The 23,458-nt window shown below is 57.8% G+C and carries 10 protein-coding genes; 4 read left to right on the plus strand and 6 right to left on the minus strand.

What is annotated here, in order from left to right; genetic code table 11:
• The first annotated feature begins 14 nt into the window (after positions 1–14).
• From F5984_RS23460 to F5984_RS23470, 4 genes are all read left to right on the plus strand, one after another.
• Positions 15–2,621 carry a PQQ-dependent sugar dehydrogenase gene (locus F5984_RS23460; RefSeq protein ID WP_152126657.1) on the plus strand — a complete coding sequence of 869 codons (2,607 nt, stop codon included), beginning with the start codon at positions 15–17 and terminating at the stop codon, positions 2,619–2,621.
• Between the two features lie 109 nt (positions 2,622–2,730).
• Positions 2,731–5,433, plus strand: a complete 2,703-nt coding sequence (locus F5984_RS26815; RefSeq protein WP_246169324.1) for a ligand-binding sensor domain-containing protein — start codon at positions 2,731–2,733, stop codon at positions 5,431–5,433.
• Positions 5,388–6,974, plus strand: coding sequence for a hybrid sensor histidine kinase/response regulator transcription factor (locus F5984_RS26820; RefSeq protein WP_246169329.1), 1,587 nt, complete (start codon positions 5,388–5,390; stop codon positions 6,972–6,974). Before F5984_RS26815 ends, F5984_RS26820 begins: the two co-directional genes overlap by 46 nt.
• 93 nt (positions 6,975–7,067) lie before the next feature.
• Positions 7,068–14,558: a BspA family leucine-rich repeat surface protein gene (locus tag F5984_RS23470; protein WP_152126658.1), complete on the plus strand. Its 7,491-nt coding sequence runs from the start codon at positions 7,068–7,070 to the stop codon at positions 14,556–14,558.
• A gap of 242 nt (positions 14,559–14,800) precedes the next feature.
• Here the strand turns inward: F5984_RS23470 and F5984_RS23475 are convergent, their stop codons facing one another.
• The 6 genes from F5984_RS23475 to F5984_RS23500 form a co-directional block, all read right to left on the minus strand.
• Positions 14,801–16,087, minus strand: coding sequence for an MFS transporter (locus F5984_RS23475; RefSeq protein WP_152126659.1), 1,287 nt, complete (start codon positions 16,085–16,087; stop codon positions 14,801–14,803).
• 10 nt (positions 16,088–16,097) lie between these two features.
• On the minus strand, positions 16,098–18,098 hold the full coding sequence (locus F5984_RS23480; protein ID WP_152126660.1) for a family 20 glycosylhydrolase: 2,001 nt from the start codon (positions 18,096–18,098) through the stop codon (positions 16,098–16,100).
• Positions 18,095–19,627, minus strand: coding sequence for a sialate O-acetylesterase (locus F5984_RS23485; RefSeq protein WP_152126661.1), 1,533 nt, complete (start codon positions 19,625–19,627; stop codon positions 18,095–18,097). The genes F5984_RS23480 and F5984_RS23485 overlap by 4 nt, the downstream gene beginning before the upstream one ends.
• 20 nt (positions 19,628–19,647) lie before the next feature.
• Positions 19,648–20,793 carry a kelch repeat-containing protein gene (locus tag F5984_RS23490; RefSeq protein ID WP_152126662.1) on the minus strand — a complete coding sequence of 382 codons (1,146 nt, stop codon included), beginning with the start codon at positions 20,791–20,793 and terminating at the stop codon, positions 19,648–19,650.
• Positions 20,750–21,697 (minus strand): dihydrodipicolinate synthase family protein, encoded by a 948-nt coding sequence (locus F5984_RS23495; protein ID WP_152126663.1) that lies wholly within the window; start codon positions 21,695–21,697, stop codon positions 20,750–20,752. Before F5984_RS23495 ends, F5984_RS23490 begins: the two co-directional genes overlap by 44 nt.
• 229 nt (positions 21,698–21,926) lie before the next feature.
• The gene (locus F5984_RS23500) at positions 21,927–23,414 is read right to left on the minus strand and encodes a RagB/SusD family nutrient uptake outer membrane protein (RefSeq protein WP_246169332.1); all 1,488 of its coding nucleotides are present in this window, start codon (positions 23,412–23,414) and stop codon (positions 21,927–21,929) included.
• Positions 23,415–23,458 lie beyond the last annotated feature (44 nt).

Consider the following 23,458-nt stretch of genomic DNA (forward strand, 5'->3'; position numbering starts at 1 on the left):
CGGAATCCATTCCTATGAAAAAGCTTCTTCTGCTCCTGAGTCTTGTGGCTGGTCTGGCCTTCATCCGGCCAATAGATACGCCCCGGCCCGACGACTCCCGCTTTACCAAGGTTGTTCTGGACAACGACCTCAACGAGCCCATGGAACTCGCCATCGACAACCAGGGCATCCTGTATTACATTGAGCGGGTTGGTACTCTTAACCGACTCGATCCGCGCACCGGCCAGAAAAAACAGATCGCCAAACTGGCCGTTCGGGCTACTGGGGAGGACGGCCTGCTGGGGCTTGCTCTTGATCCCAACTTTGCCACCAACCGCTGGCTCTACCTCTACTACGGCGATCCGACGCCCCGAAACGGCGAGTACGCCAATGTGCTCGCCCGCTTCGAGCTGACTCCTACCGGACTGACCAACCGCATCGAGATGCTCCGCGTGCCCCTGCTGCACGAGGGCGTTAGCCACTCGGCCGGGTCGCTCGCTTTCGATAAAGACGGCAATCTGTTTCTGTCCACCGGCGACAACACCAACCCCTTTGAGTCTGATGGTTTTGGCCCCTTCGACGACCGACCGGGTCGGCTCCGCTTTGATGCCCTCAAGTCGTCGGGCAACACCAATGATTTGCGCGGCAAGATTCTCCGTATCCGGCCTCAGCCCGATGGTTCGTACACCATCCCGACTGGCAACCTGTTTCCGCCCGGCACCCCGCAAACCCGCCCCGAAATCTACGTTATGGGCTGCCGGAACCCGTTCCGCATCGCCATCGACAGTCATACGGGTTTCCTGTACTGGGGTGAGGTCGGGCCCGACGCGGGTAACGACAGCCTCCGGCGCGGCCCACGAGGGCACGACGAGGTGAACCAGGCCCGTAAGCCCGGCAATTTTGGCTGGCCCCTGTTTGTGGGGAATAACAAGCCCTACCACCAGTTCGACTTTGAGACCAAACAAGCCGGTGCGCCCTTCGACCCGGCCCGGCCCGTAAACCGTTCCCGCAACAATACCGGCCTCACCGAGCTACCCCCCGCCCAATCGGCCTTTATCTGGTACCCCTATGCTGAGTCACCCGAGTTTCCGGCTCTGGGCACGGGTGGGCGTAACGCTATGGCCGGGCCTGTCTACTACGCGCAGGATTACCCGGCTTCGCCCCGGCGCTATCCGGCTTACTTCGACGGGAAGCTATTTTTTTACGACTGGATGCGCGGCTGGATTTTTACGGCCGCCCTCCACCCCAACGGCGACCTGAACCGCATTGAGCGTTTCCTGCCCCAGATGTCGTTCAATCACCCGGTTGATATGGCCTTTAGCCCACAGGGTGAGCTCTACGTGCTTGAATACGGCAGCTACTGGCGGGCTAAAAACACCGACGCAGCTCTGGTCCGCATCGAGTTCAATGAGGGGAACCGGACGCCCATTGCCCGGATTGGGGCCGACAAAACCGTGGGAGCAGCCCCGCTGCGTGTCCAATTCTCAGCCCGCGAATCGTTCGATCATGACGCTGGCGACTCCCTGCGTTACGAGTGGTTTTTTGGGGGGAAAACGGTGCAAAGTCGGCAGCCCAACCCGACGTTTACGTTCACCAAACCCGGCACCTACCTCTGTCGGGTGCGCATCACCGACCGGCAGGGTTTACAGGCTGAGGCCCAACTGCCCGTACGGGTGGGCAACGAGCCGCCTATGGTACAGGTGCTGTGGAAAGGCAACCGGTCATTTTTCGCCCCAAACTCTCAGGTCGATTACACCGTCAATATTGCGGATCGGGAAGACCGCCCCGCCGACCCCAAACGGGTAGCGGTGGCTCTCTACCACCTGCCCGAAGGCGAAGATGTAGCCGGCCTAATGGCCACCGGACAGCGCACGCCCAAAGGCAAAACCTTGATCGAGCAGAGCGACTGCCGGGCCTGTCACGCGCTCAATCAGCAATCGGTAGGGCCAAGCTGGCAAGCCATTGCCCGGCGCTACGAGCCCCAACGGACCGACACGAAGCTGGTGGCGTCGCTTTCGAACAAAATTATTCAAGGGGGCGGGGGTATCTGGACCAAAGACCACATGATGTCGGCTCACCCCCAGTTACTGGGCGAGGATGCCGCCGAGATGGTACGCTACATTTTGTCGTTGACCGAGCCCAGCCCCAATTTGCCGGCCAAAGGGCGGGTGAGCCTGACGCAGCCCGGCGGCAACTACGTGGTGCTGGCCCGGTATGTAGACCGGGGTGGCCTCACCGGGCAGGATCTTCTGAGGCTCTACCCTACCCGTTTCAACGCGGCCGATGCCCAGCGGCTCGACCGGGTAGCCCGGCGCAACGGCAACGGAGCGCCCTCGTCGATGAATTACAACGAGAAAGGTTCATGGATCGCTTTCGACAAGGTTGACCTGACGGGGCTCAAGTCGCTGAAAGCGGGGCTGAGTTCACCGGGCTTGACGGGGGCTCTGGAAATCCGCGCCGACCGGCCCGATGGCCCCTTGCTGGGGCAGCTGGCGGTGGTGCCGGGCAGTAATCAGCAGGTAAGCACTGCGCTGACGCCAATGTCGGGGCCGCATGATCTGTATGTGGTGTACCGCGAGGAATCGGGTGGCATCAACATCTGGAAACGGCTGGAGCTACGCTGGCTGGAGGTGGGACTTTAAGGATGGACATCTCCAAACACCACGCTGCGCAAACTAACTGAGTGTGTTTTTATTAACCTTTTTGTTTGAGTAGTTTTATGCCTGACCATTCGTCATACCAGGCATAATTATGTCCAAACTTCCTCCAACCATTAACATAATCTCTCTCATTACCCGCTATGTATCGTTTATATTCTTTCTATCGAGCATAACCCAGGCCCAACCCTACGCCGTTTCGGTGCAACACTACGGAACTGAACACGGCCTGGCCCATCGTGAGGCCAACACCATCATTCAGGATAAACAGGGTTTTATCTGGATTGCGACCAAAGGTGGGCTGAGCCGGTTCGACGGCAAAACCTTCACCACCTACAACCGCGAACGCAGCGGGTTTGCTTTCGACGATATTGGGGGCGTTACCGAAGATGCCGACGGGGTGCTGTGGCTTGCTGCCATGCAACGCCCCTGGGAAATAATGCTATTCAACCCCCGGACGGGCAAGGCACAGACCTTCGCTGAAAAATTCGGGGAAACGCTCCCGGTCGTCACACATATGGGATATGCCTATGAAGGAATGGCGAGCGACCCCGATGGTACAGTATATCTGACTAAGAATCGGCCGGTAGCTACGTTGCTGTCGTACCATCCCAAAACCGGGCTAAAGCAAACGCCTTTCCCATCTTACAAAAGGCTGGCCCTCTGCCATGTCACCCGGCGTGGCACCGCCTGGGCTATTGCCGACGACAATAACATGGTTGAACTGCACCCCGACGGACGGGTGTTGCGACAGTATAAACACGCCATTCGCTACCTGAGTCCGGCAATGGGTTCTCAGAACAATGAAGGGCTGTTTTTTTACTTCGAATATCCGGGTGCATATCCGTATAAAGCCGTTTATTCGATTGATGAACAAGGTAACCGACAGCAGTGTTTCGATATTCTGCTGGGCGACAAAACCAGCTATAATGGCCTACCCAGGCCGTTCGATCTGCCATCGCTGGGGCTGGTTTGGGAGGGTGGCCGGCTGATTGACAGACAAGGTAAGGTGGTGCTTGACCTTGCCAAAATGGGTTATCAAGACATCGACGGGCGGGGCGTGTTTCTGGACCGCTCCGGTCTGCTCTGGCTCTCGACCAACTTTGGCGTCAATGTGGTTAAACTGGCCCCCAGCCGCTTCAAAGGGCTATTTCATGACCCCGCCAACAATTTTGAGAGGAGTAATGTCGCCATCCGGGGTATTCAGGTCATTGGTAACGACTTGTATTTTAACCGCGAATCCAAAGGGCTCTACAAAGCCGACCGCACGGGGCGCATTACGCAAACCCTATTTGAAACCATCGACTGGGGCAATATGTATGGGTTGGCGCAGGATCGGCAGGGGCGGCTGGTGGCGGGGGCTTATGGTAAATTTCTCCAGACAGACACCGCCCGCCGAACTGTCCGGTTTTTTCCGCTCCCGAATAACGACGGCCAAAGCCTGTGGTCGTTATATGCCTTCAGTGACACCCATCTGCTGGCCGGCACTGCCCAGGGGCTGCGGCTCATTGATGCCCGCACCGGAACCGTAGACATATTCCGGCAATACAACCAGTTTCCCGAACTGGCTCAGGCGCATATCCTGCACATTGGCCCCGACCGTCAGGGCACTATCTGGCTATGCGCCACCACCGGCCTGTACACCTTCGACCCCCAGCGTGGCATTATGACCCGCTACTGGAGCGGAGGCAAAGGTAAATTCCTCCTCCCTGCCGAGGGCTTCCAGCATTTCTACCACGCGCCCAATGGGCTGTTTTGGCTGGGCACGGCCAACCGAGGGCTGGTGCGCTGGGACCGCACCCGTAACCAGTTCCGTACGTTCCGCCGGACCGATGGGCTCTCCAACGATAATATCTACGCTGTGTATGCCGACCGACGCGGCCACCTCTGGCTCAGCAGCGACTACGGCATCATGCAGTTCGACCCAGTGCGGCACACGACCCGGACGTACCTGCTCGAAGACGGCATCACAAACCTGGAGTTCAACCGGGTAGCGCACTTTCAGGAGCCGAATGGCCGCATTTATTTCGGGAGTCTCAATGGCATCACCGCTTTTGATCCGCGCGATTTCGAGAACGAGCGCCCCCGCGCGCCCCTGCCCCTATACCTGACGGCCTTCCGGCAACTGGACCCCGCCCAGGGCAAGGTGGTGGATAAAACCGCCGAGGTACAGGCGTCGGGCCAGATTCGCATTCCGCCGGGCGATGGCACAAGCGTGCTGGACTTTGCGTTTCTGAACTTCGACGATGCCTCCCGCAACGTGTATGCCTACCAACTGGTGGGGCTGGACGAGGGCTGGCAACCACTTCCGGAACCCCGGCTGCGGCTGAGCAACCTACCCTACGGTGATTATGAACTCCAGATCAAAGCACAGGCCGCCAATGGGCAATGGTCGGCCAACACGCTGAAGCTGGAACTGTCCGTGCTGCGGCCGGTTTACCTGCGTACCTGGTTTTTACTGATGGTCGCGGGCCTGTTGCTGGGGGCCGTCGCAGGCTGGTTGCGCTGGCGGAGCTGGCAACACCGGCAGGAACAGCATCGGCTGCAACTACAGATTCGGCAGGCCACCGCCCGCATTGAACAGGATAAGGAGATTATCGCCAAACAGGCGGAGGGGCTACAACAGCTCGACCAGACCAAATCGCGGTTTTTTGCGAATATATCCCACGAGTTCCGTACGCCACTCACCATCATTCTGGGTATGGCCGACGAACTGAAATCGACCGATCTCCCCCCAAAAAACGCCAGCAGATGGCCTCCCTCATCGAGCGTAATGGGTCCAATCTGCTCCGGTTGATTAATCAGATTCTGGACTTGTCGAAGGTAGAAGCGGGCCAAATGAGGCTGCGGTCTGAAACCGTTGATATTGTTGGGTTTACCCGTTATGTGGTCGAGTCGTTTCATTCCATGGCGAGCCAAAAAGGCATAACGCTCTTTGTCAGCAGCGACCTAACCGCTTGCCAAACTTCCGTTGACAAAGACAAGCTTCAGGATATGCTGGCCAATTTGCTCAACAACGCGCTCAAGTTTACGCCTGCTGGCGGGGAGGTGATGTGCCATTTGCAGATGATTACCGGTCAATCGTCGCCCCGACTGGCAGGGTTTCATGAGGAGGTGATTCCATCCGCAATTAGCTCCGGGGGCCACTGGCTTCAGATTCGGGTGCGTGATACGGGGCCAGGTATCGATGCTGAGAGTCTGCCCCGAATTTTCGACCGATTCTACCAGCGTACCGACGATTCGGCCGCGGGGAAAACCATTTGGCAAGCCGGCGGAACCGGTATTGGTCTGGCCTTTGTCCGCGAGTTGGTCACATTGATGGGGGGAGGTTTGGCCGTAAGCAGCCAGCCGGGCGCAGGTAGTGAGTTTGTACTTACACTCCCGATAGCGGCCCCTCCCCTGGCCGATGCATTGGGGTTGCCAATTCCCTCTATTATTCATAAACCGACCGAATCGACGACCAATTCACCAGCCCAACCCACCGCATCACCAACGGAAGGAGACGTACCGGCCAATCAGGAGAACCTGTTGCCCTTGCTGCTATTAGTAGAGGACAACGACGATGTGGCGGCTTACATTCAGTCATGCGTAGACATGAATTTCCGAGTTATCAGGGCCGAAAACGGGCAAGTTGGCATCGACAAGGCTTTTGCGTTTATGCCCGACCTGATTGTGAGTGATGTGATGATGCCCCTGAAAGATGGCTTCGAACTATGCGAGACACTGAAGAATGACATCCGAACCAGTCATATTCCGCTGGTGCTTCTGACCGCACGGGCTGCCGTCAGCGACCGTCTGACGGGTCTTCGGCGCGGGGCCGACGCTTACCTGGTGAAGCCCTTTGCCAGGGAGGAGCTACGGTCGGTACTCCAAAATTTGCTACAAGCCCGGCAACGATTACAACGCTACTACACCCAGCGAGCACTCGGCAACACCCCAGCCCTTGCGCCCATCGGTGACGCACAGGCTGTGCCAGCAAGCTCCCCTACCGAAACCCCCACCGACCTGACGGAAGACGTATTCATTCAACGCCTACGGGTGCTGGTGGAGTCCCGACTCGACGATTCGACGCTGGACGTTGAGACCATTTGTCAGTCAATGGGCTTGAGCCGAACGAGCCTGCACAGCAAACTCACGGCCCTGACGGGGATGTCGGTGAACCGCTACTTACGGGCGTTGCGGTTACAGCGGGCGCAGAAGTTGCTGAGCGATTCGGCCCTGAATGTGTCGGAGGTAGCGTATGCCGTCGGGTTCGACGACCCAAAGTATTTCAGCCGGGTGTTTTCGGAGGAGTTCGGTGTTTCGCCGGGTCAGTTTCGGCAAGCAGGGCCGAGCTGAACAATTCTCCACCTTTTCTGAACAAAAATCCACCTCACCTGGAAGTGGGTTTGGTAGTCTTGTGCACCGATTCACCATGAATCTTTCTATCACATGACTACACAATTTACCGTTCACTTCCTTAACCCTAAACGCTTCCGTAACGGTCTCGCGAGGTCTTACCGATTAGCCATACTTAGCCTGTTGCTGATACTCTCCGTAACGGCCCGGGGGCAAAGCATCAGCGGCTTTGCCGCCATCCGAGATGTAGGCTGTTTGGGCGAATCCTACAGCTTCACCGCAACTGTAAGTGGGTACACGAACGTTTATAGTTATACCCTTACCGATGGAGTTCAGACGACTATTTCCACAAGTAATAGTCCAAATTTCGATGTTCCGCTTGTACCGACCACAACGGGGCTTCGCACGGTTACTCTCCTCGTTGGCCCTGTGACAAGTAGTGGTGGTGGGGGCGGTGAGACTACCGAATCTGTACGTATTCCGACTAGTACCGCCCGAATTGCCAGCCCACCTGCCAATGTAAAGACCGTCAATACGCCTCCACAAAGCACTCAGAATACCAACGTCGCCACGGTCGGTATCAACGTGCTGAATCCACCCAGCCTGACGGTCACGGCCAGCCCATCGTTCACCATTACCAGCGGGCAGACGGTCACGCTCACCGCATCCGGCGCGGATTCCTACACCTGGACGGGTGGGGCTACCGGCAGCAGCTTTACGGCCACGCCCGCCAGCACCACCCCCTACTCCGTCACGGGGGCCAACGCTGGTTGCAGCAGCACCACCACAGTGACCGTAACGGTTACAGGAAGTCCCTTCGTCACCCGCTGGAACCTGGCAACCACAGGCTCAGGGGCGAACCAGTTGAGTTTTGGGGTAGCCACCTCCGGCACGGTGAGCTACACCTGGCAGGAAGTCTCCCCAGGATCGGCGTCGGGTTCGGGCACCTTTACCGGAACAACGGCCACCATTACCGGCCTGCCCACCGGGGCCACCATCGACCTGAGCATTGCCCCGGCTAATTTCCAACGCATCATCATCAACAATGGCGCCGACCGAAGCCGGTTGATTGATGTAAGGCAATGGGGTACGGTAGGCTGGACGTCGATGAATAATGCATTTTACGGGTGTGATGGGTTAGCGGTTTCGGCAAGTGATGTGCCGAATTTGGCTGGTGTTAGTGATATGACTCAGATGTTCCGGGGTTGTACTTCACTCAATGGACCGGCCAACATCGGATCGTGGAATACGGCCAACGTTACTAATATGAGTTTCATGTTTTATGGAGCCAGAGCTTTCAATCAAAACATCGGATCGTGGAATACGGCCAAGGTTACTACTATGAATCAGATGTTTAGGGACGCCAGTGTTTTCAATCAAAACATCGGTTCATGGAATACAGCCAACGTTATTATTATGCATCAGATGTTTTTGGACGCCAGAGCTTTCAATCAAAACATCGGTTCATGGAATACAGCCAAGGTCACTACTATGAGTGGGATGTTTTTGGGAGCCAGTGCTTTCAATCAAAACATCGGTTCGTGGAATACAGCCAACGTTACTGATATGTATCAGATGTTTTCTGAAGCCAGTGCTTTCAATCAAAACATCGGTTCGTGGAATACAGCCAAGGTCACTACTATGTATCGGATGTTTTGGGAAGCTCGTGCTTTCAATCAAAACATCGGTTTGTGGAATACGGCCAACGTTACTAATATGAGTGGAATGTTTTTGGGAGCCAGTGCTTTCAATCAAAACATCGGTTCGTGGAATACGGGTAATGTTACTAATATGAGTCTGATGTTTTGGGAAGCTCGTGCTTTCAATCAAAACATCGGTTCGTGGAATACAGCCAACGTTACTACTATGAGTTTCATGTTTTATGGAGCCAGAGCTTTCAATCAATCGTTAAGTGACTGGGGAACTCGCCTGAATCCCGCCGTTGATTTGGCCAGCATGCTGGATAACTGTGGCATGAGCGTGGCTAATTACGATGCCACACTGACGGGCTTCAACTCCGGTACGGTAACGGGCCGGAATTTGGGAGCCACTGGTCGGCAGTACTGTGCGTCGGCGGCAGACCGGGCTAATCTGACGGGGGTCAAAGGCTGGACCATCAGCGGGGATTTGAGCCTTGTCCCCAACCTGATGGTCACGGCCAACCCCTCGCTCACCATCACTAGTGGGCAAACCGTCACGCTCACCGCATCGGGCGGCACCAGCTACACCTGGACGGGTGGAGCTACCGCCCGCAGCTTCACGGCCACGCCTGCCAGCACGGCCACCTACTCGGTCACGAGTGTGAACGCGTCGGGCTGTATGAGCGTCACTAGTGTAACCGTGACGGTCAACGCCCCGCCCGCACCCACTATCACGGCCTTTGCCCCCACGGCGGGTACGGTCTGCGTGGGCAGTGTGGCAACGTTTACGGCCACGCTGGGCAACGTAACGGGGACTTACGATTTCACGCTTACCAACGGCACAGGGCCAATCAGCGGCACGGCTACGGGAGCGGCTTTCAGCCGGACGCTGACCACGGCGGGCAGTGGCGTACAAACGTTCACGCTCACCATCGGGGCCAATGGCACCACCGTAGCCGCCAGCACCACGCTCAACGTGGGGGCGTTGCCTGTAGCTGGAATCAACGCCAGTTTAACGGCATTAAGTTGCTCTAATCCTACGGTATCATTAACCGCAACCGGAGGCAACATGTATCGTTGGGAAGACGGTAGCACCAATGCCAGCCGAACGATAAGCGCTTCCGGCACATATTCGGTCACCGTTACATCGAGTAATGTTTGTTCGGCTACGGCCAGTATCACCCTGAACGATGAACAGATAGCACCCGTAGCTAACATCTTACCTGTAGGACCAGCTCTTAGTTGTACCGGTACAGCCTCACTGACCGCAACAGGAGGTGTTTCGTACCGGTGGGATGATTCTAGTACAAATCCCGTTCGAACCGTTTATTCCGAAGGCCTTTATTCGGTCACGGTTACGGCTGCGAATGGGTGTACTGCAACAGCATCGACTACTGTAGCACTTCCTTTCTTGGTCCTACCCCAGATTGAAGTCACTCCGCTTACATCTGAGCTAAGTTGCGTGAACACATCCGTGACTCTTACCGCTTCTATCGTTGTTGGCTTTGGTTCTGGGTACACCTTTCGATGGGAAGATAACAGCACAGGTGCGACACGAATTGTGACCTCCCCGGGTACTTACCGTGTTACCGTTACCTGGGATAATGGTTGCTTTGCTATGGCAGAAGCTACCGTTACGGGGAGTACTTCTGCACATCCCGATTATCAGCCTTTGGTGGATCTTTACAATAGCACCAACGGCCCCGGCTGGACAAACAAAACCGGCTGGCTCACCAATTGCGACCCCTGTAACGGCTGGTTTGGCGTGACCTGCGCGGGCGGGCGGGTAACACGGCTTTTGCTCACTGACAATAAGCTCATTGGCAGTATACCCAGCAGCCTGTCGGCCCTGATCAGTCTGCAAGACCTTCGACTCCAGGCTAACCAGCTCAGCGGTAGTATACCCAGCGGCCTGTCAGCCCTGACCAACCTACAACGGCTTGATCTCGACAACAACCAGCTCAGTGGCAGTATTCCCAGCAGTCTATCGGCACTGATCAACCTGCAACGGCTTTTTCTACAAAACAACCAACTCACTGGCAGCATCCCAAACAGCCTATCGGCCCTGACCAGTCTACAACAGCTTTTTCTCATAAACAACCAGCTCAGCGGCAACATCCCGAGCAGCCTGTCGGCTCTGACCAATCTGCAAGACCTTCGGCTTAGTAGCAACCAGCTCAGCGGTAGCATACCAAACAGTCTGTCGGTCCTGACTAATCTGCAACTGCTTTTACTCAGCGAAAACCAACTAACGGGGAGCATCCCCAGTAGTCTATCGGCCTTAACCAGTCTGCTACAGCTTAGGCTAGACAGAAACCAACTGACCGGCAGTATCCCTAACAGCCTATCCGCCCTGACAAGCCTGCAACTGCTTTTGCTCAATAACAATCAGCTCACGGGCAATATTCCAGCCAGCCTATCAGCCCTGATCAATCTGCAAGATCTTTGGCTCCATAACAACCAGTTCATTGGCAGTATCCCCAGCAGCTTATCAGCCCTGACCAATCTGTCTTCGCTTAATCTAAATGACAATCAGTTGAGTGGTTGCTATCCGGCCAGTCTGACGTTTTTTTGCGAGATAACAACTAACTTCAGCAACAACATAGGTCTGCCCGGTGGAGGGAGTACGGCCTCGTTCTCAGCCTTCTGCGCCAGCGGAGAAGGTAGCGATGCCTTCGTTGCTGTAGCCTCGGCCAGTCAGAGTACCGCTACGGTCGGTACGGCTGTTAGCCTCAGCAGCACGGGCGGCTCCACGGCCACCTTTAGCTGGCTGGCACCAGCGGGGGCTACGCTGGGCAATTCGGCTACAGGTAGCACAGTCTCGGCTACGCTCACTACGCCCGGCGAGAAGACCTTCACCGTTACGGTCAGTTTTGGCAACAGTTGCAGTAGCGTAGCTACCGTTAGCGTGACGGGCGTAGCTGCTGCCCCGCCCGCCCCCACCATCACGGCTTTTGCCCCCACGGCGGGTACGGTTTGCGTGGGTAGTGTGGCTACGTTTACCGCCACAGTGGGCAACGTGACGGGCACGTATAACTTCACGCTCACCAACAGCACGGGAACACTTAGCAGCACGGCCACGGGAGCGACCTTTAGCCAGCCCCTGACTACAGCGGGTAGTGGCGTGCAGACTTTCACGCTTACTATCGGGGCCAACGGCACAACGGTTGCCGCCAGTACCACCCTCAACGTTGAGGTTCTAACCGCCAATATTTCGCCGAGCTCCACTACACTTACCTGCTCAAGCCCCACTGCGACATTCACCGCAAGCGGTGGAGGCACCTATCGCTGGGAGGATGGCAGCACCAACGCCATCCGAAGTGTTAGCACGGCCGGGACGTATTCGGTGACGGTTACGGCCGCCAACGGCTGTACAGCCACCGCGTCGGTGACGATTTCCGAAGATAAAACCCTGCCTGCGGTCAGCTTGTCGGCCTCTGGCACGGTGACCTGTGCTAATCCCACCGTTACCCTGACGGCGTCGCCAGCGGGCCAAGGTACCTACCGCTTCACCGGGCCGGGCCTCAACCAGTCGGGTGCCGCTAACACGGCCACCGTTTCAGCCGGAGGGGTCTATGGGGTGACGGTCACAGCCGCCAATGGCTGTACGGTCTCGGCTACCACCACCGTGGAGAGTGCCACCAATGCAGTGAACGCTACGCTCGTGGCATCGGGCACCCTTACCTGTGCCAATCCGACGGTGACCCTGACAGCCTCGCCTGCCGGGGCAAGCTACACCTTCTCGGGACCGGGTCTGAGCCAATCGGGGGCTACTAACACGGCCACCGTTTCAACGGCCGGGACGTACTCGGTAGTCGTTACCGCAGCTGGAGGTTGTTCAGCGGTGTCCACGGTGACCGTGCAGGGGAACACCACCCCGCCCACAGCTAACATCACTCCCACTGCGGCCACGCTTACCTGCTCCAATCCCACTGCGACACTCACCGCTTCAGGTGGAGGCACCTATCGCTGGGAGGACGGCAGCACGAATGCTTCGCGCACGGTCAACTCGGCCGGGACGTATTCCGTGACGGTCACCTCAGCCAACGGCTGCACGGCCACCGCGTCGGTGACGATTTCCGAAGACAAAACCCTGCCAACATTCTCGCTGGCCGCTTCGGGCACGGTGACCTGTGCCAACCCCACTGTGACCCTGACGGCGTCACCAGCGGGTCAAGGCACTTACCGCTTCACCGGGCCGGGCCTCAACCAGTCGGGTGCCGCCAACACGGCCACCGTCGCGGCCGGAGGGGTCTATGGGGTGACCGTCACAGCCGCTAACGGGTGTACAGCCTCGGCCACCACCACCGTCGAGAGTGCCACCAATGCGGTGAATGCTTCACTCGTCGCATCAGGCACTCTTACCTGTGCCAATCCGACGGTGACGCTGACAGCTTCACCGGCCGGGGCCAGCTTTGTCTTCTCAGGACCGGGACTGAGCCAGTCAGGGGCTACTAACACGGCTACTGTTTCTGCGGCTGGGACGTACTCGGTCACTGTTACTGCGGCAGGTGGGTGTTCAGCGGTGGCCACCGTCACTGTGGAAGCCAGTCAGGAGCTGCCCACCGTGAGCATCAGCGCCAACCCCGGCTCAGCCATCACCCAGGGACAAACCGTTACCCTCACCGCCAGCGGGGCAACCGCCTACCGCTGGAGTACCGGAGCGACTACCCCCGCCATCAACCCGCCTACGTCGGCCACCGGATCAACGGTTTACTCCGTCACAGGAACGAGCCCCAACGGCTGTTCGGCCACCGCTCAGATCACCCTTGTTGTATCGGCCAGTCTGACTCCGCCCCCCACGGGTGTGTGTGGTTCACAATCCGGCACCTTGGGCGGACCTCTGACCTTGCTCGAACCCATCTACAACTGTGCTACCGGGCAGATTCAGTTCCGAACCAGCGGGGGCAATGGCGCCCCCATCACCTACGCGGCTATCGGTATCACCGGGCCCACCACCTCCTGCTCGGCCACGGTTGATGCACAAGTTGCTGTGGATATTCGTAACGGCCGCTCAAATGTGGAGCCTTTCACAATTCTTGCTACACAGGGTAACGTTACCGTCAGTTACCGCTGGAACGCTTTGGCAGCCTGTGCAGGAACACCCCCGCCACCAACGAACACACCTCCCACAGTGGCCAATAGCGTAGGGGCTCAGTTAGCCACGGTTGGTGTAGGCTACAGCCTCAATATAGGTAACGTTTTTACCGATGCCCAAACACCAGCCGCACTGACCCTTTCGGCATCAGGTCTGCCCGTTGGACTTACCCTTGTGGGTAGCACCATCACCGGTACGCCCTCCGCTTCGGGCGTGAGCACAGTAACCCTCACAGCTACCGATCCGGGTGGGATGAGCAGTAGTACAAGCTTTGTACTGACGGTGAATCCGGCTGGTAGCACCACCCCGCCCGTGGGTGCCCCCCTGGCCGCTACCGTGGTGAGCTACAGCTGCCAAACAGGGGCCATTACGTTCGGAGCCACAGGCGGCAACGGCTCGCCGGTTGAGTATTTCGCTATTGGCATTACCGGCTGGACAACCAATGTAAACGGAATGATCGAGGCAGGGCTACGGGCTGACCCTAAGCCGGTGACGATCCGGGTGCGGCAGAATGGCGTGGAGGGCACTCCGTTTATGTTCGACTTCGGGGCTTTCTGTCGCCGAGCGGCCCGACTGGCCACCGAAACGTTATCTGACCTGGATGTACTGGTGCTGGGCAATCCCTCCACGGAGAATGACGTGGTGGTGGAGATCGCAAACCCCGCCGGGGAGGCCCTGCAACTGCGCGTCATCTCGACACAGGGTCGGCAGCTGACTAGTCAGTGGGTAGCGCCCACGGGACAGCCGGTGCGGCAGCGGGTGTCGCTGGGTTCGGAGTCAGGCATTTATCTACTTCAGGTTTCAACACCTAACCGAACCAAAACGGTGAAGGTGGTGCGCCAATAAGATGCCGTGCAACTTGAATTAGCGTTCTATATCCCACCGTTACAGTAACGAAGCGGCCCCGCCGGATTTATAATCTGGTGGGGCCGCTTCGTTACTGTAACCGGATGTATCCTGCACGACTCGTGATCAATAAATAATAACCTGACAATCAATAGGGTAAACCCTCACATAACGTACATTATTCATCGCCCATTCTCTAATCAGTCTGTTTAGCAGGTTTGGCTTCTCCCCTCCTACTACACTCATGTAGCATTAGCAGCCTTTGTATCAACCAACTCCGCTTGGGTCGGTTTAAGCAGTGTGATCTGAGCCAGCATGGCCACCAGCACCACCCCCGACAGGGCCGCAAAGTCGCGACCGAGGTGGCCCCCGTCGGTGGCGCTACCGAGCCAGTTGGTTATGGCGGCACCGGCAAATACGCCGGTCATGTTCATGATCCCATAGGCGGTGGCCCGGCGCTGTACCGGCACAAACTGACACAGAATCGGCATGTTATTCGCGTCGAATAGCCCGTACCCCACACCAAAACAAACGGCCGCACCCAGCATGTGCACCAGCGAGCTACCAAATCCCAACAGCAACAGGGCCGGAATGGTGAGCAGCAATCCCGACGCGCTGACCCAGATACGGCCCCGCACCTGCGTTTGCACCAACCGGTCGGAGAGAGTTCCGCCGAGCAGAACCCCCACCAGCGATGAAGCCGCAATGGCGATGGTAGCCAAAGGACCAGCCTGTGCCATGTCGATGTTCAGATTCGTAGCCAGGAGAGTTGGGAGCCAGTTTTTAGTAGCCCAGCCCGGCAGGCTCGGAATGGCGTACACCAGCAACAAGACCCAAAAAGCTCGATTCGTGAAAAGTAGACGCAGGCTCTCCCCCACGGTTTGCGTGTTCTTTTGTATATGCTGTTTTTGGGGTTCGGCCGGTTGACGGGCTTCTTTCAGGAAAAAGGCCAACACCCCGGCATACACAATGCCCGCCCCTCCAAAAGCCGCAAACGTGGTTGGCCACGAGTAGGTACTAGCGAGTGTGGCACCAAAGCCGCCGAGGGCCTGCCCCATGTACAGGCCCGTCATATGGATGCCCACGGCCAATGAGCGGGTGCGCGACGTATGAAAATCAGCAATAAGCGAGAGGCCCGCCGGAATGTACAGCGCTTCGCTCACACCCATCACCGCCCGCAACACATACAGTTGCCCGAACGTGGTGGCATTTCCCATGAGCAGGGTCACGCCCGACCACACTGCCAAACTACCCACAATGAGCCACTTTCGGCTCAGTCGGTCGGCCACCAGACCCGCAACCGGACTCATTAGTCCATAGATCCAGAGGAAAATGGCCATCAGCCGGCCAAAATTAGTGGCCGATTCCAACTCGGCAATATCCTGCAACATTGCCGGGCGCATGGTGGCCAGCATCTGCCGGTCAAGGTAGTTGAGCAGAGCGACCACCCAAAGCAACCCGACAACTATCCAGGGGTAATAACCAGGCTTCGGCTGGGTGGGTGATTCGGACAGAGTAGTAGTGTTCATAAAGGGGCAGTTAAAGCTTTTTGGGCGATTGTTCGGGTGAGAAAATCAACTCATCGGCCGTTTCCCAGTGCGCTCCTTCCCGGCGCACAAATACACAGGTAAACAGCCACTTCACCAATCGGTATTCGGGCGTACTAAACGATCCCACGGGGAGTTTCAGCAGCACCCGGTTCCAACCGGGTTTGAGCGAAACAGCAATCGGCTCGCGGGCCTCGTAGGGCTCATTCTGGTAGGGTTGCTCCAGATTCTGGGGCCGTAAACCCGCTTGTTGCCAATTGGGCGGGGGTACACGTTCGCCGTTGAGCCAAAGGGTGCTCCCCTTGTGGTCCCAGGCCCCGGCGGGCGGTGCCGCGTCTTTCTCCGAGCGGCCGTAATTGTGAAAATCGACCCACAGCCCTACGGTCTGCGCTTTGGGCGAATACACCTCCGTATAGGCGTAGGCCGTGTGGTTCGGTTTTGGGTCGGGCAGGTAAGCCCGCACCACCGACGGCCCCCAGGTATGCCGCATATAAACCGTGGCCCCAGTTGCCGACACAGCCGGGAAATGGAGGTTGCCTTCTTCGGGCGGAAACGAAGCACTCAGATTACCGCCGTTCGGGAAAGGCCCCAGAATCCGCCAATGCAACCCGCTCTGCCGAACGTACGGAAACACCTTCTGGCTAAAATGCAGCCGTTTGTGGGTTAGTAGCCGGTCTTCAAACTCGGCAAAAGCGGCCGGGTCAGTAAGTACTACGCCCGTTTGGGTTTCGGGCTTGCCGCCCCCGCGCCAGATTCGCTCGGCAAACGTGAGCAGAATCGGGTAAAGCCCATTCAACCGTTCGAGTTGGGCCGTACTGGCGGGTCGGCGGTCGTTCCAGATACAGGCAATGGCCCCCAAATGGCGGGGAGTGGCCTCGGGCACGTCGCAGAAATCACGCTGAAACAGGCTAATCAGGTCGGCCTGAGTAGCGTAATGGTTCAGGTAAAGGTCGCGTGAGTCGATTACCCGCATACCCGGCAACGGCTTTCGGGCGCTCATCCAGAGCTGACGAATGGCCAAGCTGTCCATCTTACCGCCCGGATACCAGCCAATCACCTCTTTGCCACACGCGCGTACGACACCCATCATGGTCGGTACAAACGTTGAATCCCGAAAGGCCACCTCGTCGGTCCCGATATGCAGATAAGGTGCGTCGAACAGGGCACACACCTCCCGAATAAGGCTTTTCACCCACTTTTTTCCCGGCTCCGACTGCATATCGACGCCCGTTGCCCGCCGGAAAGCCGCACTATGCCCCGGCATATCGAGTTCGGGAATGATCTGAATGTGCCGCTCATGGGCGAACTGCAGTAACCCACGCACCTCGGCTTTGGTGTAAAAACCGCCGGGGTCACGCTGCATGTGGATGGCCTCGGTCAGTTGGGGCAGGCTATCGCTGGCCAATCGCCAGGCGAGATCTTCGGTCAGGTGCCAGTGAAACGTGTTCAGCTTGTAACGCGACATCTGCTGAAGATGCGCACGCAGCGTATCAAGCGTGATAAAACTCCGGCCGGTATCGTGCATCAGGCCCCGGACCGGAAATGCCGGGTAATCGGTTATCTGACAACCAGCGAGCGAGGGGGGCGGGCCGGGCTGCACCAATTGTTGCAGGGTTCGATACGCCCAGAAAAGCCCCCGTTCGGTGGCAGCTGTCAGTTGTATATTCTTTGCCGAGACGGTAATCGAATACCCCTCTGGTTTATCCCGAAACGCACCCATAGGCTCCAGTTTCAGGACAACCTGAGCACCGGCCTGGGCAGAACCCGAGTCCACCGTCTGGGCCTTCGTTCCCTGTTGCCGCAAAAACGCAACCACCGAATCGGCCACAACCCGCGCCTGAGCGTTGGGGGTCAGTACCCGAATTAGACCTTGCAACCGGAAGGCTTCGTTTGTCCAGACAACCCGGCGCGGGGCCGGAATGAGCGCGGGTGGTTTCGCCCAGGTGGCTACCCAGATCAAGAGCCAAAAAGCCGCGATTAAGCTTATTTTCAAGGCAAAGGAAGTTTGAAAGTGGAGAGCGGAAACCGCTCGCTGTTCACTACGTTGGCCGTGGTGTAGGGCTGCCATCCGTAGTACAGGAATTGACCCGTTTGGGCGCCCGTCAGATGCACGATGTTACCCCGAAGCTGGGCAGAAAGATCAGTATGGGGGCCGGTGACATCGCCGAGGGCAAACCCGCGCACCGCCTGGCGATCAGCAGTTTGGAGACCCTTCCCCGCATTGGCTACGTGAAGTTCCCAGCCATCTGCCCGCCGACATACCCGCACAGGCACCGGAGAGGGCAGCAACGGTTTTTTATAGGTTTGAACGAGCATAGCGCGGGCCAAACGTTCGCCCACCGTTTTTTTATCGGTCGGGTGAACATCCGTCGGGTGGCCCACATCGCTCGTGACGGCCATACCCACGTTAGGCAGCGATTCGGCCAGTCGCCGTTGCCCATCCCGAAACAGGGGCCAATACTCGGATTTATACCCTTTCTCGGTACCAATGGACGAAAGTTGACAGTAAAAAAATGGGAGCTTGGGCCGGTTCCAGGCGCGTCGCCATTGGGCAATAAGTACCGGAAAAAGGGCTTCGTGTTGCTGTACCCGTCGACTACTCAGCGCGTTGCTTTCACCCTGATACCACATCACTCCTTTGACCGACAGTGAGCTCAGCGGCAGCACCCCGGCCTCGTACAGAAATCCTGGCTCGTACGGGTGATGGACACCGTGCGGGCCATGCGGCAACAGATAGCCCGCACGGAGCAGAGAGTCGAGGTTTTCGTGGCCCCGTTGGATGCACCAGGGTTCGAGGGCTTTATTTCCGAACCAGTCACCCGTAAAAAGGCACTGCAACAGGGTGTCCGCCCCCGCTCCGTCGGCAGCCATCCAGGCCTCGGCGGGCGAACCACCCACAGCCATATGAATAAGGCCGACCGGAACTCCCACCGTTTCCTGCACAACCCGGCCCGCGTAATAACACACCGCCGAAAAGGCCCGTACCGAAACCGAATCAGCAATCTGCCATTGCCCCGGCTGGAAATACCGGGCCGGTTCGAGAAACGGGGCTTCGTGCGCCTTAAACGGTTCGTTATACCGAAACGCACCGGGTTTGCGGTCGTAGAGCCGCAATAAGGGGTTGGGGGCCTCCCGAAACGTTTGGGCCGCGTGCCGTTCAGCCGAAACCGGAAACGCCATGTTTGACTGACCCGCGCAGACCCAGACATCGCCCACGAGCAGGTGGTTCAGTTCGAGCCGGGCCGAATGAGCCTGTACAAGCAGTTGGAGGGGAACCGAAGAGGCCCGGCGGGCGGGTAGCTTCACCGACCAGGTCGAATCGGGCAAAACGGTGGTCTGTGCTTCATCGTCGGCCAGCCGAACCCGCACCTGTTGAGTGGGTATTCCCCTCCCCCAGATGTGCACGGGCTGATCGCGCTGAATCACCATGCCCGATTGCCAGAACTCGGCCAGCCGAACCTGAGCATATGTGGCAGGCATGAGCCCCAACACGAGCAAAATGAGCGAAATAAGTTTCTTCATACCATTTATCTATTCTCCTTTCAGAACGGGATAAACCGAGTCGTCGGCGTTCGAACCCCCGGCGATACTTCGCCACTTGGCAGGACAAAACCACCCGGAAAGGCAACGGGCGTAGTGGTAACAGGCACCGCAAACGGCAGGTCGCGCCAACGGGTCCACCGTCGTTTTCTGGGTGTGTACACCCAAACCGTTTTTGAAAAACCGGGATGGTCGCGTTGCAGAGCATTTCGGCGGAAGGTCAAACTATCGCGGACGGGGCCGGTTACGGATTGGGCTATCTGATTGTTTACGCGTTCGATTTGACCGAGACGCTCACCCGTATCGCCCCCGATCACCAGCACCGACCCATCGGGCGTAGCAACAGCCGAATGGGCCGATAAGGGCGTTGGTAAGTCAGGCAGTTGCTCCCATCGGTTTTGGGCTGGCGTGTACGCGTAGGCATCAGCGAAGACCCGTGTTTGTCCATCGGCGGTGTATCGGCCTCCGGCCACGTACAATCGTCCGTTGGTCGCTACCAGAACAGCGTATGCCCGGGCCGGGCCAGGTAAGTCGGCCAGCGGTTTCCAGCCGGTTTCGGGCCGAAGCAGATTCAGCACGTACAACGTCCGCTCGGCTCCACGTTCCGACTCCCCTCCAAACACATACAACTGATTGCCCAGACACGCAGCCGACAAATTGGCCAGCGGCCGGAGTAACGGAGGTAGCGTATCGGCCCGCAATTGGCGGTTTCGGGCATCCCAGCGGTAGGCCACTACCTCGGCATACCGACGTTGCGCATCGTTGCCGCCAAGGGTTATGAATCCGTCGCGCCAGGTTACCGAAGCCCCATAGCCAAGTGCATGGCCCAACTCGCCTACTACCTGCCAGCGTTGCGGAGTACCGTTTATGGGTAAAGCATAGATGGTTCGGTGCCAAACCTTTTGACCGCCCTCCCAGGGGTAGCCATTCGGGAAGTTGGCCCCGCCCGCCAGCAACAACATGCCGCCACTCAGGCCCGCAAAGCCGCCAGCCACCCCCGGATTGGTTTTACCCAAAAGCGGGGGTAGGGCGGGCAGAGCTGTCAACGTCGGGCGGGGCTGAGCCAGCGCCAAAGCAGGGAGCAGCAGGGCCAACAGCCCCACTTTAGCGACTAACCGCGCCCTCCGTAAGAGCCGAACGCGAAGCATACCGGTTAAATTGAATGCGTTCCAGATCCTCTAAAAACTCCGTATAACGCTCGGCCGACATGTTCTGAACGGGTGACCGGAACGCTCCGCAATCCAGACCCACCGCCCGCATGTACGCTTTACCCGTAGCAATACCGCCGTATTTGCCGAGCAACCGGACAATCGCAATGGATTGGTCCTGCATGGCCCGCGCCCGGTCCAGATCACCCGCATCAAACGCCCGCATCAGCTCATGATAAACCGGAGCGGCATAGTTGAAGGTACTGCCCACGGCCCCACGCGCGCCCATAGCCATAGCGGCCAGGAAAATTTCGTCCCAACCCCACAGCAGATCGTACTTACGATCGGCAAAGAGCAGGCACTGCCGGTACTCCATCAGGTCGTTGTGGGTGTATTTGATGCCCCGGAAATTCGGCAGCCGCCCGTCGATGGCTTCGAGAAACGCCAGCATCGACACCGAAACCCCCGTAAGCGCCGGAATGTGGTAAAAATACACGCCAACCTCCGGCGCGGCCTCCCCTACGGCAATGCAGAAATCGGCCAGTACGGTTGCGCTTGTGGGTTTGAAATAGAACGGAGCCAAAACGGCCACGGCATCGTAGTGGTTCTCGGCAGCCAGTTTGGCGAGTTCACAGCTTTCGGCCAGCGACGTACCGCCAACGAGCATAATTTTTTGGAGCGACGGAGCCTCGACCTGACCCCAGGCCCGGAGAAGCTCCGTTTTTTCGGTAAAAGAGAGCGAAACCCCCTCCCCCGTCGATCCGCCGACAAAGGCGCCTTTCACCTCGTTCTGTTCCAAAAATTGGGCATACGCCGGAATCAGGTCCAGATTGAGCGACCCGTCGGGGTGCATGGGGGTAAACGGGGCTGCAACAAGCCCATCAATTTTATGGATGTGTGTCATGTCGAATGTGATAAAGGGTGCCCCCGTTCAACTGCCGGGGACACTTCTAATCCCAACCTATAATTTTTTTAGGGAAATGGAGAATGGATTCATCAAAAGAACTACCGTCAGGGTTTGGGTTGCTTATACCCTGTCAGTGGTCGTAGACCCTGACAGTGGTATGCACGATGCCTTCACCCTGACAGTGGTGAAAAGATCAACAAATACATAACCACCCCAAGTGGCCTACTCAATACCCCGGTGTTTGGGTCAGCTTAGGGTCGGCGTTGAGCATACCGACCGAGATGGGCAGCACCAGTTTATACACCTGATTTTGTTGCAGATACTGCGGACTGACGGCCCGGAACACGTAGGCGTCGCCCGCCCGGCGGAGGGCAAACCACCGCTTCCCTTCGCCAATAAACTCGCGCAGGTTTTCGTCCAGAATAGCTTCCATGTTCGCTTGCTGACTTCCGTTGGTAAAGGCCGGGGCCGCAGCGCCGTAGGCCCGCGTCCGAAGGGCCATAATGTCGGCCGAGGGATCGTTACCCAGCTTGGTATTGGCTTCGGCCAGCATCAGCAACACGTCAGCGTAGCGGTAAATGGGAAAATCGTTGTCGTAGAGTTGCACACCAGCATCTACCCGACCAATAAACTTGGTCAGCATCACCCCGGCCACCGGGTTTCCGGCGGTGGTCCGATGCATGGTACGGAACGTAGCCCGCGGCCGACGGTCGGCGGCATTGGCCGTGAGTCGGGTAATCATCGCTTGCGACAAGCCCACCCGGCTCGCTCCACCCACAAGTGGAAACACCGTACTCACCGGAACCGCCGGACCCGGCTGCGGGTCAAACACAAGCGTACCGGCCTGCGTGGTATTCACCAGAAAACTACCGTAGGCCGACTGGGTGGCCTCGTTCTTTTCGAAGCTCAGGGCAAAAATGATTTCGCGGTTGTTGACCTCTTTGGTCGCGTCGAAAATGTCGGCGTATGTAGCCTGTAAGCCCAGCGTCGGAATGGCTTTTACCTCTTCCAAAGCCGCTTTGGCCACGGCAAAATCGGCCGAGCCTCCACCCATGAGCGTCCCCGACCACAGAAACACATCGCCTTTGAGCGTCAGCGTAGCAGCCCGGTTCCAGTACACCCGCTTGGTTGTGAAGGCATTGCTGCCGCCAAACAAGGTCAGCGATTGCTCGAGGTCGCTTTTGATGAGCTTCATGACGTCTTCGGCCTTGGCCCGCTCCCGATACAGGTCGGTGAGGTTATCAACCGACGAAACCGGCTCGGTGGTGATGGGTACCCCGCCCCAGGTACGGAGCAAGGTAAAATACACGAACGCCCGCAGGCCGTGCATTTCGGCCAGGGCCGATTTGCGCTGTGCCTCGGTCAGCGGAGCCTGCGGAAACAGCTTGATGACCGTGTTGATCCGGTCGATGAGGTTGTAGAATCCGCCCCAGTTAGCCGCCGGTACGTTGGTTGCGCTGATGTTGTGCGACCAGTACTGCTTCAGGCCCGTGTCTTCCGACTCGGTAAAAAGACCGTCGGCCCAAAGGTCGGAGCGCATTTCGCCCAAGTTCAGGAGCGTGCCGTGATAGTTTCGGAGCGAGGCATACACACCCGTGTAGAGGGTCGTGGCCGCGTTAGGGTCCGACAGGGCCAATTGCTGGTTCAGCGACGTTTGAGGCACCACTTCTTCCAGCTGATTCTGGCACGAGAACAAGCCTGCGCACAGGCTCATTCCAGAGAGTATGAGGAGTTTACGGAGTGTCATGGTTGTTTCGA

Source organism: Rudanella paleaurantiibacter (assembly GCF_009184635.1).
In the GTDB taxonomy this organism is placed as follows: domain Bacteria; phylum Bacteroidota; class Bacteroidia; order Cytophagales; family Spirosomataceae; genus Rudanella; species Rudanella paleaurantiibacter.